We start from the raw sequence: 17,166 nt of genomic DNA, 5'->3' as shown, positions 1-17,166 counted from the left end.
AACATGATTCGTACAGTGCGCGCGGTAGCCCTCGCGGGGGCCATCGCCGTGGCCGCGGTGGGCTGCGGGAACGACACCACCGAGCCCGCGGCGGGCGAGGAGCTCGGCGGCACGGTGACGGTGTTCGCGGCCGCCTCGCTGACCGAGACGTTCACCGAGCTGGGCAAGCAGTTCGAAGCCGCGCATCCCGGGACGAAGGTGGTCTACAGCTTCGGTGCCAGTTCGGCCCTGGCCGAGCAGATCAAGCAGGGCGCACCGGCCGACGTGTTCGCCTCGGCGGCGCCGCGGAACATGCAGCAGGTCGTCGACGCGGGCGAGGTCACCGCGACTCCGGTGACTTTCGTGCGCAACCGCCTCGAAATCGTGGTGCCGCAGGGCAATCCGGGCAACATCACCGGCCTGGCCGATTTCGGCAAGACCGAACCCAAGATCGCGCTGTGCGCCGAGCAGGTGCCCTGCGGCGCGGCGGCCAAGACGGTGTTCGAGGTGGCCGGGGTCGACCCGCAGCCCGACACCAGGGAAGCCGATGTGAAAGCGGTGCTGACGAAGGTCACCCTCGGCGAGGTCGACGCGGCGCTGGTCTACCGCACCGATGTGCAGGCCGCGGGCGACAAGGTCGAGGGCATCGAGTTCCCGGAGGCGGACAAAGCGATCAACGACTACCCCGTCGCGCCGTTGGCCAAGGCGCCCAATGCGGCTGCCGCGGCGGCGTTCGTCGAGTTCATCGGGTCCGAGCAGGCCCGCACGGTGTTCGGTCAGGCGGGATTCGACACTCCGTGACCCGGGTCGCGCGACGGCGGGCGGTGCGTGGACGGCGACCGCTGATCCTGGTGCTGCCCGCCGTGTGCGGTCTGGCGTTTCTGATCCTGCCGCTGCTCGGCCTGCTGCTGCGCGCGCCGTGGCGGAGTCTGCCCGAACGGCTGTCGAGTCCCGAAGTCGGTGAGGCGCTGCGGCTTTCGCTGGTGTGCGCGACCGCGGCGACGGTGGTGTGTCTGGTGTTCGGCATTCCGTTGGCGTGGTTGCTGGCGCGCGGTGACCTGCCAGGGCTCGGGTTCGTTCGCGCGTTGGTGACGGTGCCGCTGGTGCTGCCGCCGGTGGTGGGCGGTGTGGCGCTGCTGCTGGTGCTGGGGCGGCGGGGGATCATCGGGCGCCACCTCGAGGAGTGGTTCGGGTTCTCGCTGCCGTTCACCACGCCCGGGGTGATCGTGGCGGAAGCCTTTGTCGCGATGCCGTTCCTGGTGATCGCGGTCGAGGGCGCCTTGCGCGGGGCGGACCCCCGCTACGAGGAAGCCGCCGCGACCCTCGGCGCGTCACGCTGGTTGACCTTCCGGCGTGTCACTCTGCCCTCGATCATGCCGGGCGTCGTCGCGGGCGCGGTGCTGTGCTGGGCGCGGGCGCTCGGAGAATTCGGGGCGACGATCACCTTCGCCGGCAACTTCCCCGGGACCACGACCACCATGCCGCTGGCGGTGTACATGGCGTTGGAAACCAACCCGGAGGACGCGATCGTGCTCAGCCTGGTGCTGCTCGCGGTGTCGGTGATCGTGCTGACTGCGCTGCGTGATCGATGGACGCGGGGGCCGATGTGACCTTGGATGCCGCGATCCGCGTTCGCCGCGCGGAGTTCGAACTCGATATCGCGTTCACCGTCGCGCCCGGGGAGGTGGTGGCGCTGCTCGGGCCCAATGGCGCGGGCAAGACCACCGCGTTGCGCGCACTGGCCGGGTTGACGCCACTGACCGACGGCCGGATCCGGCTCGACGAGCATCGGTGGGACGAGCCGCCGGGGTGTTTCGTGCCCGCGGATCGGCGTTCGGTCGGGGTCGTGTTCCAGGACTATCTGCTGTTCGCGCACCTGAGCGCCAAGGAGAATGTCGCGTTCGGGCTGCGGGCGCGCGGTGCGCATCGCCGGGAGGCTCGGCAGCGGGCCGCGGGTTGGTTGAAGCGGGTCGGTCTCGGTGAGCATCTCGAGGCGAAGCCGCGGTCGCTGTCCGGTGGGCAGGCACAGCGGGTCGCCCTGGCGCGGGCGCTGGCCACCGATCCGGACCTGCTCCTGCTGGACGAACCGCTGGCCGCGCTCGACGCGGGCACCCGGCTGCAGGTCCGTGCGGAACTGGCGAGTCATCTCCGGGACTACCCCGGCCACACCGTGCTGGTCACCCATGATCCGCTCGACGCGATGGTGCTGGCCGACCGGCTGATCATCATCGAGAAGGGCGCGATCGTGCAGGAGGGCGCCCCCGCCGATGTCGCCCGCCACCCGCGCACCGACTACGTCGCCGACCTGGTCGGCCTGAACCTGTATCGGGGCACCGCCGAAGGCACCACCGTCGACCTCGGCGACGGCGCCCGCCTCACCATCGCCGAACCCGCCGACGGCGCCGTCCATCTCGCCTTCGCGCCGAATGCGGTCAGCCTGTATCCCGAACGGCCCGAAGGCAGTCCGCGCAACACCTGGCAGGCCACCGTCGTCGGCCTCGAACAACACGCCCACACCACCCGCGTCCGCCTCGACGGCGCCCCCTCGGTCCTCGCCGAAGTCACCCCCGCCACCGTCGCCGAACTCCGCCTGCACACCGGCGCCCGCCTCTGGGCAACCGTCAAGGCCACCGAAATCCGTACCTACCCGGCATGATCCGCGCCGTTCCGCGGCACGCCGTCCAACCACCGCCGAACCTCGCTCGCTGATTCCAGGCGCACGATGTCGACAGCCGGAAAGCGGGCGATTCTTTGTGCGGTGCGTTCCCGCCGTGCTTGGTGTTGGCTCCAGGCCCAGCGAATCGGATGGTCCGGTTTCGGCCAGTCACGAAAGGACTCGCGGTTGCCGTTCCACAGCTCGCGGCGGTCGATCGCGCGCGTGAACGAGCGCCGGACGACGCGGGTCATGACGGTGGGTTTCGGCAGATCGAGCCAGATGACGGTGTCGGCCCTGGTCCACAGCAGATCGCCGAGCAGGCGCTGGTATTGGTCCTCGGTGACCCATCGCGACCCCGCGGCGAACCGCTCGACATCGTCCTCGAACTCGGGGCGCTTCACCCAGCCCGGGCCGTGGTGCAGGGCATCGAGTTCGTAGCGGGGGAGTCCCAATCGATCGGCCAATGTGGTTGCCAGCGTGGTCTTTCCGGCTCCCGAGATGCCGCTGATCAGAATCCGTTCCACCCGAATACTCTAAGTGAGGCCTCCCGAGTGGAGTTCGAAGGCTGACATCGAGCTGCTCGGTCTGGCGCCGCGTGGCACGGAATATCGGGACAACGGGAGGGTTTCGCCGTGACGGAGACGATGGCGCCGCCAGCGCGCGCGGCTCGGGTGATCACCGAGCTCGGAGCGCCCTGGGTGATCAACATCGTGACCGGGACGATCGCCGGGTTCGCTGTTGGTGCTCCTGGCTGGGGGCTGTTCGTCGCCGCGATCACGGGCGGGATCCCGATGATCATCATCCTGGCCGGTGTGCGGCGCGGCATCGCGAGCGATCACCATGTGACCGACATCGACGGCCGACGCTGGGTGATCCCGGCGATTCTCGGCATCGTGGGTGTCGGCCTGATCATCGAGATCGTGCAGGGCGCCCCGCGCGCGCTGATCGCCTGGACGGTGGCCGGGCTGGTCGTCCTGTTCGGCATCGGCGTCGTGACCGTGCTCGGCAACTGGAAGGTCAGCGTCCACACCGCCGTGAGCGCGGGAACAACGGTCCTCCTGGCCTTGATCGCCTCACCGTGGTTCCTCGCCGCACTCCCACTGACCGCCGTCAACGGCTGGTCCCGGGTATGGCTGGGTGACCACACCCGCGGCCAGGTCGTCGCCGGCTCCATCATCGGCGCGACGCTCGCGACAGTGGCCTACTTACTGATGGCCTGAGCTCGCGAGTTCGTTGCGCGGCTCCGGCAAGATGGACTCGTGAACCGCGACCGCACCCTTCCGCGCATTCCGGCAGGTTCGGGGGATCCCGTGATCACTGTCCGCCCCAGAACCGCCGATGATCTCCCCTCCTGCATCACGGCTCTTCGCGCGGTGCACGAGGCCGACGGCTATCCGGCAGGGTGGCCTGAGGATCCCGCGGCCTGGTTGAGCCCGTCGAAACAGCTCGACGCCCGCGTCGCCGAAGCCGACGGTGCGATAGTCGGCCAAGTCGGGATCGGCACGAGCGCCCTGCCCCCACAGGTCCGCGCCGCCGCACCCGAGAGCACCCTCGCCTCGGTGATCCGCCTGTTCGTCACGCCGCCCCACCGCCGCCGAGGAACAGGCCGCCACCTCCTCACCGCCGCGGTGACCATGGCCCACGGGCGCGGATACCGCGCGATCCTCGACGTGGAAGTCGGCGCCACCGCCGCCCGGTCCCTTTACGAATCGGCAGGTTGGACCCGAATCCATACCGCACCCGGCAACTGGACCACCACCGATGGCCGCCCAGCAACCCTGCTCTACTACCTGAGCCCTTGAGCGGTCCCGGCCGAGTCGATCGTGGGCCGCGGAAATTGTTGTGTGGGTGCCGGAATCGTCGCGGTAGTGTGACCGCGGTGAGGGGCGACAGGTTGCGGGTTCGACGGCATCCTGCGGCGAGGTCGGTCGAGGAGGCGCTGGAAGCGCTGGATGATGCGTTCGCCACGGTCGCGCCACCCTCGGTCATCGACGTGTGCCCCTGCTGCCGTCGCGCGGAGGACTACACCCAGCTCTTGACCCGGCCGCGCCACCAGCTGACCGGTGCCGACCTCGGCGACTACACGGTCCGCGTGCTGGGCACGGTCGGATCCGCTGCCGACCTGCGCTATCTCACCGGACGAATGCTCCAGCTCCTACACGCGGGTGACGGCGACATGCCCGCCATGGAACTGGTTTACAGCAAGCTGCATCGAGCGGGCTGGCGATCGTGGCCGCAGGCCGAGGCCATCAATGTGGTGCTCGATGCGCTGTGGGTCGATGTGCTCACGAATGCCGTCTCGCGGGAGAGCATCGACAGCGTGCTGTGCGTCCTGGGAACGATGGAGCCAACAATCGCGTCGCGCTTGGATGAGTTCGGCGATCCCGCCGGGAGCCGGCGACTGCACGAGTTCGCCGTTTACCACTGTCGAGTCGAGAACGGTCTGTTGATTCCCGGTAATGCCTACTGGGACAGGGTATCTCCCACCTACGACGAGTTGACCACCTGGTTGAACGACGGCTCGGCGCTCGATGCCGTCACCACCGCTTTCGATCGAGTCGATGATCCGGAGCTGCTGGAGCTGATCGCCGAAACTCACAGTGTGCTCACCCGATTCGGATGACGTTCGCCCTTACGTGTTCTTGGACAGGGGGAGTCCGGTGGGGGCGGGGATCTGGTCGACGGTGAGGCGTTGGCGGAAGACCCAGTAGGTCCAGCCCTGGTAGAGGAGGACGACCGGGGTGGCGAGGACGGCGGCCCAGCTCATGACCTTGAGGGTGTAGGGGGTGGAGGAGGCGTTGTCGATGGTGAGGTCGAAGGCGGGATCGATGGTGGAGGGGAGGACGTTGGGGTAGAGGGAGCCGACCAGCAGGGCGGTGGCGGCGGCGACGGTGAGGGTCGTACCGAGGAAGGCCCAGCCGTCGCGGGAGACAGCGGTGGATCCGGCGGCGACGACGAGGCCGAGGACCGCGGCGCCCAGGGCGATCCAGGTCCACCAGGTGCCGTAGGCGAGTTGGGTCCACAGGCCGAATCCGCCGACGATCAGCACGGTCGGGATCAACAGGAGACGGGCGGCGCGCTGGGCGTCGTCGCGGACCTCGCCGCCGGTCTTGAGGACCAGGAAGATCGCGCCGTGCAGCGCGAACAGCACGCCGGTCGCCAGCCCGCCCAGCAGCGCGTAGGGACTGAGCAGATCCCACACCGACCCGACGATCTGCTTCTTCTCGTTCAACGGCACCCCGCGCACGATGTTGGCGAACACCCAGCCCCACGCCAGTGCCGGTATCCACGAACCGATCCCGATCCCGACATCACACCAGGCCCGCCATTTCGGATCGTTGATCTTGGCCCGGTACTCGATCGCGCAGATCCGCAGGATCAACGCCACCAGCAACAGCAGCAGCGCCAGATAGAACCCGGAGAACAGGCTCGCGTACCACTCGGGAAACGCCGCGAACATGGCACCGCCCGCGGTGATCAACCAGACCTCGTTGCCGTCCCACACCGGCCCGATCGTGTTGAGCACGACGCGTCTGCGCCGATCGGACCCGCGGCCGAGGATCGGCATGAGCATGCCAACCCCGAAATCGAAGCCCTCGAGCACGAAGTAGCCCGTGAACAGCACACCGATCAGCACGAACCAGAACAGTTGCAGAGTCATCGCAGGCTCCTAGTACGCGAACGACAGCGGTTCGACGGGCGGCTCCTCGGGCTTACGGTGCCTGCCGCCGCCACCCTCGTCATCAGGACCGGACTCGTCCTCGGTGACCGCGCCCGGACCCGGCTCCGGCCCGGCGACGGTGTAGCGATGGATCAGGTAGTACCAGACCACCGCAAGCGCACCGTAGAGCAGCGTGAACACCACCAGCGAGAACACGACGGTGGCCGGCGCGTGATCGGAGACGCCCTGCGCCACGGTCATCCGCACCTCCTGGTCACCGGTGGGATTGGGCACGACCACCCACGGCTGGCGCCCCATCTCGGTGAAGACCCAGCCCGCGCTGTTGGCCAGGAATGGCGTCGGGATGGCCAGCAGGCTGAGCCACGAGAACCAGCGCTGGTCGGGCACCCGCCCGCGCCGCGTCAGCCAGAGCCCGGCCAGCAGCAACAGCACCGGACCGGCGAGCAGACCGATCATCACGCGGAACGACCAGTAGGTGACGAACAGATTGGGTCGGTAGTCGCCCGGCCCGAACTTCTCCACCGCGGCGCGTTGCAGATCCTCGACACCCTGCAGGGTGACGCCGGTGAACTGGCCCTCGGCCAGGTACGGCAGCACATAGGGCACCTCGATCAGGTGGTCGACGCTGTCGCAGTTGTTGTGCGTGCCGACGGTCAGGATCGAGAACTTCGGGTCGGTCTGGGTGTGGCACAACGATTCCGCCGAGGCCATCTTCATCGGCTGCTGCTGGAACATGAGCTTGCCCTGGATGTCACCGGTGATCGCGACCACGACGACCGAGATCGCGATCACGAGCATCGACAACCGCGCCGCCGGGCGCCACATGGTCTTCGCCTCGGCGATCTTGGTGGCATCGCCACTGCGCGCGTTGCGCACCATGTACCAGCCCGCGATCCCGGCCATGAAGGTGGCCGCGGTGAGGAACGAGCCTGCGATCACGTGCGGAAACGCGGCCAGGGTGGTGTTGTTGGTGAGCAGTGTCCAGATACTGTCCAGTTCGGCGCGCCCGCTCTCGGGATTGAAACGCGCGCCCACCGGATGCTGCATGAACGAGTTCGCGGCGATGATGAAGTACGCGGAGGCGTTGACCCCGAACGCGACGATCCAGATCGTGGCCAGATGCACGAGTTTGGGCAATCGCGTCCAGCCGAATATCCACAGCCCGATGAACGTCGACTCCAGGAAGAACGCGACCAGCGCCTCCAAAGCCAGTGGCGCGCCGAAGATGTCACCGACGAAACGGGAGTATTCGCTCCAGTTCATCCCGAACTGGAACTCCTGCACAATGCCGGTGGCCACCCCGATCGCGAAATTGATCAGGAACAGCTTGCCGAAGAATTTGGTGAGCCGATACCAGTGTTCCTTACCGGTGACGACCCAGGCGGTCTGCATCATGGCGATCAGTGGGGCGAGCCCGATGGTGAGCGGAACGAAGATGAAGTGATAGACCGTCGTGATCCCGAACTGCCACCGCGAGATGTCGAGAGTGCTCATCGCCAGCGTGCTCATCGTCGGGCCTCCTGCGGTCGCGGTGATCGAGTCATCGAGCGGATGCGGGAAAGGTGACGCCGTAATCGCGATTGATCGTAAATGCCCGCAGGTCAGGGCCGGTGAATATCGAACCTTCGGTGCGTCGACTGCTATTCGAGACCGGCGAGCGCTTTCGCCCGCGACAGGACATTCTCGAGCATGAGCGGAGTGAGACGGCCGGTGAAAGTATTGTGTGGGCTCACGTGATAACAGCCGAGCACGGTGACCGTTCGCCCATCGGGATGGGACAGGGTGATTTCCGCGCCGTGTCCGAAACGCGGACGTGGGCGGGGAATGGTCCAGCCACCCTCGGCCAGCACGGTGAACAATGCCTGCCAGCCGAATCCGCCGAGCACCATGATGACCTTCAACGACGGCCTGAGCAGTTCCAGTTCACGGCTCAGAAAAGGCGCGCACCGGTGCCGTTCTTCCGCCGTCGGTTTGTTCTCCGGTGGCGCGCAATGCACGGGCGCGGTGAGCCGGGTGCCGATCATCTCGATGCCGTCCCCGGCGCTGACCGGATGCGCCCCGGTCGCCAGCCCGACCGCGTGCAAACCGGCGAACAGGACATCACCGCTGTGGTCACCGGTGAACATCCGCCCGGTCCGGTTGCCGCCGTGCGCGGCCGGGGCGAGTCCGACGAGGAGCAGGGCGGCGTCGTCGGGACCGAATCCGGGCACCGGGCGGGCCCAGTAGTCCTCGTCTCGAAACGCGGCCCGCTTGACTCGGGCGACCTCTTCGCGCCAGGCCACCAGGCGCGGGCAGGCGAAGCAGGACGAGACCAGACGGTCGAGTTCGGCGATGCTGTGCACGGTTCCCGCCGCCAGAGGCGCCTTCTCCGGGCCGTCGGGGAGGAGGTCGGTAGGTTCGCAACGCCCGTCGCCCGCCATCGTCCCAGCGTAGTCGTCGTGACACGCCAGTTCCGGATCCGTGCAGGCGGTTAGCCGGGCGAACCTCCTGCGCGGTACCGGCGGTACCACGTACTGTGAGGACATGGTGTCCACCGAGATCGTGACCGCCGACGGAGTCGTGCGCGGTCGTGCGGGCAGTCGAGTGGTGCGCTGGCGCGCGCTGCCCTATGCCGCCGCACCCACAGGAGATTCGCGGCTGCGTGCGCCGCAACCGGTCCAGCCGTGGAAGGGAGTGCGCGAGGCGACCGAGTTCGCCTTCGCCGCCGTGCAGAACCCCGGCGGTGCGCGCACCGGGCCGCGCACCTGGCAACCCACCGGCGAGGACTGCCTGACCCTCAATGTGACCGCGCCGGTGACACCGTCGGCGACGCCGCGACCGGTGCTGGTGTTCATCCACGGCGGCGGATATCTGCTCGGCACGTCGAGCATGTATTCCGGCGCCCGGCTGGCGCTGCGCGGTGACGTGATCGTGGTGTCGGTGAACTACCGGCTCGGCGCGTTCGGCTATGTCGACTTCAGCGAATTCTCCACTGCGGAAAGGTCATTCGACTCGAACCTCGGTCTGCGGGATCAGGTCGCGGCACTGGAGTGGGTGCGGGGCAATATCGCCGCGTTCGGCGGCGACCCCGACAATGTCACCATCTTCGGCGAATCGGCGGGCGCCCACGCCGTGATCACCCTGCTGGCCACGCCCGCCGCGCGCGGCCTGTTCCACCGGGCCATCGCCCAGAGCGCCCCCGCCGACTGGACGATGCGGCCCGAAGAAGCCGGTCGGTTCGCACACCGCGTCCTCGACCGGCTCGGCGCCGACCCCGCCGATGCCACGACCGTGCTGAGCAGTGTGCCCGCGAGCGAACTCGGCCGCGCGGGGGACCGGGCGCTGGGCCGCGCCCTGCGCGACGAACCGGGCAGCTTCCCCTACGCTCCGGTGGTCGACGGCGACTACCTGCCCGAGGCGCCCCTGGACGCGATCGCCGCGGGCCGCGCGCACCCGGTGCCGCTGATCATCGGCACCAACCGCGACGAGGTGACGCTGTTCCAGCGCTTCGCCAAGTCGGTCCCGCACACCCCGCCGCAGCTCACCGCGGCCTTCGCGCGGTACGAACCGGGCACCGAGCAGCGGGTGACCAGCCGCTATCCCGGCTATCCGGCGGCCAGAACCGCGGTCCGCGTCGGCAGCGACTTGATGTTCCTGCGCCCGACCCTGGCGGTGCTCGAAGGCCACAGCCGCCACGCCCCGACCTATGCCTACCGCTTGGATTTCGCGCCGCGCGCGCTGCGGCTGGCCGGTCTCGGCGCCACCCACGCGCTCGACCTCGTTCCCGTCTTCGGCTGGGTCGACGGCCCGGTCGGCCGGGCCATGACCGCCGCCGGTGGCAGGCGCGGATTCCGCGCGGTCCAGGACTTCATGCAGGACAACTGGACGAGCTTCGCCCGCACCGGCCGCCCGCGGTCGAGCTGGCCGGCCTACACCGCCGAACGCCGAGCCACCTGCATCATCGACCACCCACCGCGCGTGCTCATCGACCCGGACTCCGCGCAGCGCGAAGCCTGGCAGGGCATTCGGCTCGTCGAGACCGCCACGGATCGGAAGAACGAGGCATGAGCGTCGATGGCGGGCGCCTGGCGCACCGCATCAAGGAGCTCTACGCCAACGACGCCCAGATCCAGGCGGCCCGGCCCGACGACGCGGTACACGCTGCTGTGACCTCGCCCGGGCTGCCGCTCGCGCGCATCGTCGCGACCGCGATGACGGGCTATGCCGAGCGCCCGGCACTCGGTGCCCGGCGGACCGAACTGGCCCGCGACCCAGTGACCGGCCGCGCCACCCGGCGGCTGCTGCCGGAATTCGAGCTGCTGAGCTACGGCGAAGCATGGGAGCGGGCCCGTGCGCTCGCGGCCGCGTGGCATGCCGATGGATTCGGTGCGGGCGATTTCGTCACCATGCTCGGGTTCACCGGAGTCGACTACACGGTGCTGGATCTGGCCGCCATCCACCTCGGCGCGGTCGCGGTGCCCCTGCAATCGGGCGCGGGCCTGGCCCAGCTGCGCTCCATCCTCGACGAGACCGCGCCGCGGATCTTCGCCGTCGACACCGCCCACCTCGGCATCGCCGTCGACGCGATACTCGCCGGGGCGACACCACGCACCCTGGTCGTGTTCGACCACCACACCGACGACGACGACCACCGCGACGCCCTCGCCGCCGCCCGCACCCGGCTCGGCGTCGCCGGGTCCGGCGTCGTGCTGCACACGCTCACCGACCTCGTCGACCACGGCAGGCACGCCCCGGCCGCCCCACTGTCCGAGCCCGCCGAGGGCGAGGATCCCCTAGCCCTGCTGATCTACACCTCGGGCAGCACCGGCACACCCAAGGGCGCGATGTACACCCAGCGGCTGGTCGCGGTGGGCTGGCAGCCGCCGCGTCCGCTGGCCGCGATCAATGTCAACTTCCTGCCGATGAGCCACATCGCCGCCCGGCTCACCCTCAACAGCGCGCTGGCCCGCGGCGGCACCGCCTATTTCGCCGCGGCACCGGACATGTCGACCCTGTTCGAGGACATCACGCTGGTGCGGCCCACCGAGATCTTCCTCGTGCCCCGCGTGTGCGACCTGATCCAGCAACGGTTCCGGCACGAGGTCGAACAGCGCGGTGGCGTCGACAGCGAGGCGCTCGCCGAACAGGTGCGGACCGAATTGCGCGAACAGTTCCTGGGTGGCCGCCTGCTGTCGGTGCTGTGCGGCAGCGCGCCGATCGCGCCCGACCTGCGCGTCTTCGTCGAATCGGTACTGCAACTGCGCCTGCACGACGGATACGGCTCCACCGAGACCGGCGGCGGGGTCATCTTCGACACCAAGGTGATGCGCCCGCCGGTGCTGGACTACAAGCTCGTCGACGTGCCCGAACTCGGCTACTTCGGCACCGACAAGCCGTATCCGCGCGGGGAACTGCTGCTCAAGACCACCACCATGATCGCCGGGTACTACCGCCGTCCCGAGGTGACCGCCGAGGTGTTCGACGCCGACGGGTTCTGCCGCACCGGTGATGTGGTGGCCGAGCTCGCGCCGGACCGGCTGGCCTATGTCGACCGGCGCAACAATGTCCTCAAGCTCTCCCAAGGCGAGTTCGTGACGGTGTCGCGGCTGGAAGCGATCTACGCCGGGGCCGATCTGGTGCATCAGATCTATGTCTACGGCAGCAGTGAGCGCGCGTACCTGCTCGCGGTGGTCGTGCCGACCGCGGCCGCGCTGGCACTGCCCGCCGCGGAACGGCGTGGCGCGGTGCGGGCCTCGCTGCACCGTGCCGCCACCGTGGCAGAACTCGAATCGTTCGAGATCCCGCGTGATTTCCTGCTCGAACCCGAACCGTTCACGGTCGCCAACGGTCTGCTCTCCGGCGTCGGGAAACTGTTGCGGCCCAAGCTGAAACAGCATTACGGCGAGCGCCTCGAAGAGCTCTACGCCGAGGTGGCGCGCGATCAGGATGACGAACTCCAGCGCCTGCGCCGCGACGCACCCGGCCTGTCCGTCTACGAGACCGTCGCCCGGGCGGCCCGCGCCGTGCTCGGTTGCGCCGCCGAGGACCTGCGCCCCGACGCGCGGCTCGCCGACCTGGGCGGGGATTCCCTTGCAGCACTGTCGTATTCGACGCTGCTGCGCGAACTGCTCGCCGTCGAGGTCCCGGTGAACGTGCTGCTCGGCCCGGACAGCGACCTGGCCCGCATCGCCGACTACATCCGGCTGGAGCGCGAACCCGGCTCGCGCAGAATCGATGTCGACGCCGTCCACGGTGCCGGCGCCACCGAGATCAGGGCCACCGACCTGGTGTTGGAGAAGTTCCTCGACGCCACGACTCTCGCAGCGGCGGCCGAGCTGCCCGCGGTCACCACGGTGAACACCGTCCTGATCACCGGCGCGAACGGCTATCTCGGCCGGTTCCTGCTGCTGAGCTGGCTCGAACGACTCGCACCACACGGCGGCACGGTGATCTGTGTGGTGCGCGGTGCCGATGCCGCCGCGGCCCGTGCCCGCCTCGACGCGGCCTTCGCCACCGACGACGAGCTGAGCGAGGAATTCCGGCTCCTGGCGAAACAGGCACTGGAAGTGCTGCCCGGCGACATCGGCGAACCGGAACTCGGTCTGCCGCAACCGGTGTGGCGGCGGTTGGCCGACCAGGTCGACCTGATCGTGCACTCGGCGGCGCTGGTGAACCACGTGCTGCCCTACCCGCAACTGTTCGGCCCGAATGTCGTCGGCACCGCCGAGGTCCTGCGGCTGGCCTTGACGGCGAAACGTAAACCGGTGAGCTATCTGTCGACCGTGGCTGTCGCGGCGCAGGGGGAGTCCTTCGCCGAGGACGGCGACGTGCGGGTGATGAGCCCGGTGCGGCGCATCGATGAGAGCTATGCGAACGGGTACGGCAACAGCAAATGGGCCGGTGAGGTCCTGCTACGGGAGGCCGCGCAGCGGTTCGGGCTGCCGGTGGCGGTGTTCCGTTCGGACATGATCCTGGCGCATTCGCGCTATCGCGGGCAGCTCAATGTGCCCGATGTGTTCACCCGGCTGCTGCTGAGCGTGCTCGTCACCGGGCTGGCGCCGAAGTCGTTCTACCGCACCGGCTCCGACGGTGAACGTCAGCGCGCACACTACGACGGTCTGCCCGCCGACTTCGTCGCCGCCGCGATCACCGAACTCGGCGCCGCGGCGACCAGCGGCTACCGGACCCACGACGTCCTCAATCCGCACGACGACGGCATCAGCCTCGATGTCTTAGTCGACTGGCTGATCGCGGCGGGCCACCGCATCGACCGCATCGACGACTACGACGACTGGTTCGCCCGCCTCGACGCCGCGTTGCGCGCACTGCCGGATCGGCAACGCAAACACACCCTGCTGCCGCTGCTGCACGCCTACCGGCGACCGGGCCGAGCGCTGCCCGGTTCGGCGCTGCCCGCCGAGGGATTCCGGGCCGCGGTGCGCGCGGCGCGGATCGGCGCCGACCGGGACATCCCGCACCTCGGCCCGGAACTGATCGACAAATACGTCCGCGACCTCACCGAACTCGGCCTGATCGACCCTTGATCGTTCAGCCGTCAAGCAGGTGTGGCAGCCCGGCCCGGAACCGGTCGGCGTCGATCGCCTTGGCGGCGTCGAAGACGGGCAGCGAGACCAGCGGCAGGATCGGTACGCGCGGGGCGGGATCGTCGGCGGCGTCGAGGATCGCGTTGGCGACGGCCCGCCCGGATTCGTTGGCGCCCTCCATGGTCGCCAGGTCGATGTGGCTGCGCACGTGGTCGCCGCCGAAGAACAGGTTCGGGATCGCGCAGTGGGCGTCGGGCCGGTTGTCGTAGGAGCCGACGGTGTTCACCAGCAGCGGGGTGGCGTTGTGGATCGCGCCGCCGGACCAGGTGATTCCGGGGTCGAGGTGCCAGGAGTGGATGTCCTCCTTGCGCAGCCAGCCGGTTCCGGTGTTGAGCCAGGCTTGCAGTTGCGCCCAGACCTCGGTGGCGATCTCCTGCGCGGTGCACTCTTTCGCGGTGCGGCCGTAGCGGATTCCGGGGGTGTCCCAGTCGGAGATGTCGACGGAGAGGCATTCCACCACCGAACCGTCGCCATAGGTGGCCGCGAAATCGCCGACCCACATGGGCGCCTGGCGCAGGGCGGTGATGGCCCAGGGCGAGCCGAGCGCGGCGATGTGGCCCTCGGGGATGTCGGTCGGGCGGCGCAGGAAGTACTGGATGCCGACCATCCAGTCGGTGTGCAGGTGGCGGATGCCGTCCAGGCGGGGGTCGGCGTCGAGGATCGCGCCGCTGAGCAGCGGTGCGGCCCGGTCGACCGGCATCGCGCACACATAGTGGTCGGCGGTGACGGTGCTGGTGCCCGCCGTGCCGGATACGGTGGCCGAGGCGATCCGGCCGCCGCTGAGGTGCAGTGCGCTCGCACCCTGGCCGAGGACGAATCGCACGCCGAGCGCGCGCAGATGCTCGACCCACGGATCGATCCACGCGGCATTGGTCGGGCGATTGAGGATCCGGTCGACCCCGCCGGAGAATTCGGGCACCACCCCGCTGCCCGCCAGGACCAGGGCCTCACCGATCGTGCCGATGGTGCGCGCGGAACTGGTCTGCGGTTTCGCGGCGACGGTGATCCGGGTCAGCGCGTTGACCAGGTACTTGCGATAGGCGGGCGACTTGCCCTCGGCGCGCATGATCTGCTCCCACGTCACGTACTCCCACTGCCCGAAACGGCGTTCGGTGCTCGAGGTGAACCAGACGAGCATCTGCTTGGCGAAGAACGCCAGCTCGTGCGGGGGCAGCTCCGGGACGAAGCCGAGCGTGCCGATGAGGTTGTTCTGCAACACCTCCGGGGTGAGCTGCCGCAATCCGCCGGGTTCGACGGGCAGGAAGATCGGTGGCAGATCCTGGAACCCGGCGATCGTGCCCTCCACCCGCACGAGATTGTCCAGGACGCCGTTCGGGTTGCCGGGGAACGGGATTCGGTTCATGGTGTCGGGCACATTGCGATAGCAGCCGGGGAAGAAGCGGAAGCCGTGCTCGCCGGGCAGGTCCTGTCGGCCCCCGGCGGCGGTGCCGGCCACTCCGAGACTGCGGGCCTTGCCGCCGAGGAAGGCGGGCTCGTAGACCGTCACCTGATAGCCGCGTTCGACCAGTTCGTGCGCGGCGCTGAGTCCGGCCATCCCGCCGCCGAAGATCGCGACGGTCTTGCCGCCGGTGCGGAGCAGCGGGGACCGGCGGGCCGCGCTCGCGACGGTCGGGGTGGTGATGGCGAGCGCGGCGCCCGCGGCGAGTCCGGCCCGCAGCGCGGTGCGACGGGTGATCGAGGGCAGTGGGTCAGACATGCTGTTCTCCCGGAGCGGTGGAGCGCGCCGAGCGAGCCTCGGGCGGTGTGCTGACGGGCGCGAGCGAGCCGCGCAATGTCGTTCGCGCGGTGCGCCATTCGTGCGCCGCGCCGCGGATCTCACTGCCGATGTCGGTGAGCACGGCCGCGGTCGGCTGCCGGCGGAGCGCGCTGAGCGCCAGGCCCGCGGCGCGCACCGGGGTGGACAGCTCGGCGGGGCGACGGGTGCGGGAGAAGATGCCCGTGGTGATCTCGGCGAGCTCCGGGTCGGTGGCGGCCCGGCGATAGAGCTCGATCTCCATGGGGCGCAGTGGTTCTCCGCGCGCCAGCCGGTTGGTCCAGTGGAAGATCTCGCGGCATTCGATGATGCGCCGTCGCTCCCAGGCGGCCAGCGCCAGGTCCAGTGCGGGCGGATCATCGAGGACCTCGGCGACCGATTCGGCCAGCAGGCGTCCGTAGTGCAGGGCGTCGCGAATGCCCTGGGCGGTGACGGGATCCTTGAAATGTCCGGCGTCACCAGGCAGCGCCCAGCCCGGGCCGGTGGAGCGACGGAAGTAGGAGGAGAGGTGGGTCGCCGCGCGGACGCGCCCCACCCGCTCACACCCGCGTAGTCGCTCGGCCAGCGCCGGAATCCGCGCCACCGCTTCGGTATAGCGCCGCTCCGCCGCGGCCGGACCCGGCCGGTCGTCGGTGGCGGGTGGTTGCACCAGGCTCAGCAGGAGGCCGTCGTCGCAGGGAAACGCCGTGCCGAGATCGGCGCCCGCGCGCCACTGGGCGGCGATGTGGCGGGCGCCGTCGACGGTGTCGCGCCAGTAGGCGAAGTAGCAGTCGCGTCCGCTGGGCACCGACAGGAACGGCTGCTCGGCGCCCACCGCGCGGGCGACGGTGCTGCGCCGGCCGTCCGCGCCGACGACCAGTGCCGCCCTGAGCTCGACCACCGCGCCGGTGCTGTCGGTGTAGCGCACGCCGACGCACCGATCGTCTTCCCACACCAGGGATTCGACGCGACACCGCTGCCGCACCTCGGCGCCCGCGGCGATCGCGGTGCGGGCGAGAACGCCGTCGAGGCCGGTGCGCCGCACACACAGCGCGTAGTCGATGCCGTCCACGGCGGGAAACGCGGTGCCGATACCGAAACCGGCCGCCTCGGCGTAGGCCCGCGTCAGCCGGGGCGCGCCCAGGGCGGTGACCTCGTCCAGAGCGCCGAGGCGTTGCAGCTCGGCGACTCCGGCGGGCCAGAGCAGGTGCGTGGACAGCGTGTCCGACGGCAAGGCGGCGGCATCGAGGACGACCACGTCACGGCCCGCCTTCGCCAGGGTGACGGCGGTGGCGGAACCCGCGCAGCGGGCGCCGACCACGACCACATCGGCCCACTCGATCGCGGTGACGGGGGAATCATCCATGGGAACCGCCTCGGTCATCGAGTCTCGGACAGTGTGTCCGATTCGATGATGAGGTGACGGCGGTCACATGTCAATACCGCACCGCGCCAACGGGATTGCCGTGGCCGACACCCCGCGGACGCGGGGCGGGCACAATGTGGGCATGGT

General features: G+C 69.4%; 14 protein-coding genes. 8 read left to right on the top strand and 6 right to left on the bottom strand.

What is annotated here, in order from left to right; translation table 11 throughout:
• The first annotated feature begins 3 nt into the window (after window positions 1-3).
• Genes modA through ACFVVM_RS07365 form a run of 3 tightly spaced genes read left to right on the top strand, consistent with a single transcriptional unit; the run spans window position 4 to window position 2,635 of the window.
• The gene (gene modA / locus ACFVVM_RS07375) at window positions 4-780 is read left to right on the top strand and encodes a molybdate ABC transporter substrate-binding protein (RefSeq protein WP_387614159.1); all 777 of its coding nucleotides are present in this window, start codon (window positions 4-6) and stop codon (window positions 778-780) included.
• Complete coding sequence (modB, locus tag ACFVVM_RS07370; RefSeq protein WP_387614155.1) at window positions 777-1,589, top strand: molybdate ABC transporter permease subunit; 813 nt, start codon at window positions 777-779, stop codon at window positions 1,587-1,589. Before modA ends, modB begins: the two co-directional genes overlap by 4 nt.
• A complete protein-coding gene (locus ACFVVM_RS07365; protein WP_387614151.1) occupies window positions 1,586-2,635 on the top strand; it encodes an ABC transporter ATP-binding protein in 1,050 nt (349 codons plus the stop codon). Before modB ends, ACFVVM_RS07365 begins: the two co-directional genes overlap by 4 nt.
• Here ACFVVM_RS07365 and ACFVVM_RS07360 read toward each other — a convergent pair.
• Window positions 2,623-3,159, bottom strand: coding sequence for an AAA family ATPase (locus ACFVVM_RS07360; RefSeq protein WP_387614148.1), 537 nt, complete (start codon window positions 3,157-3,159; stop codon window positions 2,623-2,625). The genes ACFVVM_RS07365 and ACFVVM_RS07360 overlap by 13 nt on opposite strands.
• A 108-nt stretch (window positions 3,160-3,267) precedes the next feature.
• On the opposite strand from ACFVVM_RS07360, the gene ACFVVM_RS07355 reads away from it, so the two are divergent.
• From ACFVVM_RS07355 to ACFVVM_RS07345, 3 genes are all read left to right on the top strand, one after another.
• The gene (locus ACFVVM_RS07355) at window positions 3,268-3,855 is read left to right on the top strand and encodes a phosphatase PAP2 family protein (RefSeq protein ID WP_387614145.1); all 588 of its coding nucleotides are present in this window, start codon (window positions 3,268-3,270) and stop codon (window positions 3,853-3,855) included.
• A gap of 90 nt (window positions 3,856-3,945) precedes the next feature.
• Window positions 3,946-4,437 (top strand): GNAT family N-acetyltransferase, encoded by a 492-nt coding sequence (locus ACFVVM_RS07350; RefSeq protein ID WP_387614143.1) that lies wholly within the window; start codon window positions 3,946-3,948, stop codon window positions 4,435-4,437.
• Between the two features lie 290 nt (window positions 4,438-4,727).
• Window positions 4,728-5,258: a hypothetical protein gene (locus ACFVVM_RS07345; RefSeq protein WP_387614140.1), complete on the top strand. Its 531-nt coding sequence runs from the start codon at window positions 4,728-4,730 to the stop codon at window positions 5,256-5,258.
• 9 nt (window positions 5,259-5,267) lie between these two features.
• On the opposite strand, the gene cydB is transcribed toward ACFVVM_RS07345, so the two are convergent.
• The 3 genes from cydB to ACFVVM_RS07330 form a co-directional block, all read right to left on the bottom strand.
• Window positions 5,268-6,296, bottom strand: a complete 1,029-nt coding sequence (cydB, locus tag ACFVVM_RS07340; protein ID WP_387614138.1) for a cytochrome d ubiquinol oxidase subunit II — start codon at window positions 6,294-6,296, stop codon at window positions 5,268-5,270.
• A gap of 9 nt (window positions 6,297-6,305) precedes the next feature.
• Window positions 6,306-7,811, bottom strand: a complete 1,506-nt coding sequence (locus ACFVVM_RS07335; RefSeq protein WP_387616784.1) for a cytochrome ubiquinol oxidase subunit I — start codon at window positions 7,809-7,811, stop codon at window positions 6,306-6,308.
• 146 nt (window positions 7,812-7,957) lie between these two features.
• Window positions 7,958-8,737 (bottom strand): uracil-DNA glycosylase, encoded by a 780-nt coding sequence (locus tag ACFVVM_RS07330; protein ID WP_387614135.1) that lies wholly within the window; start codon window positions 8,735-8,737, stop codon window positions 7,958-7,960.
• A 103-nt stretch (window positions 8,738-8,840) separates the two neighbouring features.
• On the opposite strand from ACFVVM_RS07330, the gene ACFVVM_RS07325 reads away from it, so the two are divergent.
• Window positions 8,841-10,364: a carboxylesterase/lipase family protein gene (locus ACFVVM_RS07325; RefSeq protein WP_387614133.1), complete on the top strand. Its 1,524-nt coding sequence runs from the start codon at window positions 8,841-8,843 to the stop codon at window positions 10,362-10,364.
• Window positions 10,361-13,840, top strand: coding sequence for a carboxylic acid reductase (gene car, locus ACFVVM_RS07320; RefSeq protein ID WP_387614130.1), 3,480 nt, complete (start codon window positions 10,361-10,363; stop codon window positions 13,838-13,840). Before ACFVVM_RS07325 ends, car begins: the two co-directional genes overlap by 4 nt.
• Before the next feature lie 4 nt (window positions 13,841-13,844).
• On the opposite strand, the gene ACFVVM_RS07315 is transcribed toward car, so the two are convergent.
• Together ACFVVM_RS07315 and ACFVVM_RS07310 are read right to left on the bottom strand one after the other, a co-directional pair.
• Window positions 13,845-15,617 carry an FAD-dependent oxidoreductase gene (locus tag ACFVVM_RS07315; RefSeq protein WP_387614127.1) on the bottom strand — a complete coding sequence of 591 codons (1,773 nt, stop codon included), beginning with the start codon at window positions 15,615-15,617 and terminating at the stop codon, window positions 13,845-13,847.
• Window positions 15,610-17,019: an NAD(P)/FAD-dependent oxidoreductase gene (locus ACFVVM_RS07310; RefSeq protein ID WP_387614124.1), complete on the bottom strand. Its 1,410-nt coding sequence runs from the start codon at window positions 17,017-17,019 to the stop codon at window positions 15,610-15,612. The genes ACFVVM_RS07315 and ACFVVM_RS07310 overlap by 8 nt, the downstream gene beginning before the upstream one ends.
• Window positions 17,020-17,166: the final 147 nt, after the last annotated feature.

It is taken from the genome of Nocardia sp. NPDC058176 (assembly GCF_042883805.1).
Lineage (GTDB): Bacteria > Actinomycetota > Actinomycetes > Mycobacteriales > Mycobacteriaceae > Nocardia.
The sequence above is the reverse complement of the archived record's forward strand: the minus strand, read 5'-3'. Positions and strand labels throughout refer to the sequence as shown.

Bases quoted from the DNA above. Each gene is read 5' to 3' on its own strand.
- car (WP_387614130.1), top strand. From the start codon at position 10,361: ATGAGCGTCGATGGCGGGCGCCTGGCGCACCGCATCAAGGAGCTCTAC.
- cydB (WP_387614138.1), bottom strand. From the start codon at position 6,296: ATGACTCTGCAACTGTTCTGGTTCGTGCTGATCGGTGTGCTGTTCACG.
- ACFVVM_RS07315 (WP_387614127.1), bottom strand. From the start codon at position 15,617: ATGTCTGACCCACTGCCCTCGATCACCCGTCGCACCGCGCTGCGGGCC.
- ACFVVM_RS07310 (WP_387614124.1), bottom strand. From the start codon at position 17,019: ATGGATGATTCCCCCGTCACCGCGATCGAGTGGGCCGATGTGGTCGTG.
- modA (WP_387614159.1), top strand. From the start codon at position 4: ATGATTCGTACAGTGCGCGCGGTAGCCCTCGCGGGGGCCATCGCCGTG.
- ACFVVM_RS07330 (WP_387614135.1), bottom strand. From the start codon at position 8,737: ATGGCGGGCGACGGGCGTTGCGAACCTACCGACCTCCTCCCCGACGGC.
- ACFVVM_RS07325 (WP_387614133.1), top strand. From the start codon at position 8,841: ATGGTGTCCACCGAGATCGTGACCGCCGACGGAGTCGTGCGCGGTCGT.
- ACFVVM_RS07335 (WP_387616784.1), bottom strand. From the start codon at position 7,811: ATGAGCACTCTCGACATCTCGCGGTGGCAGTTCGGGATCACGACGGTC.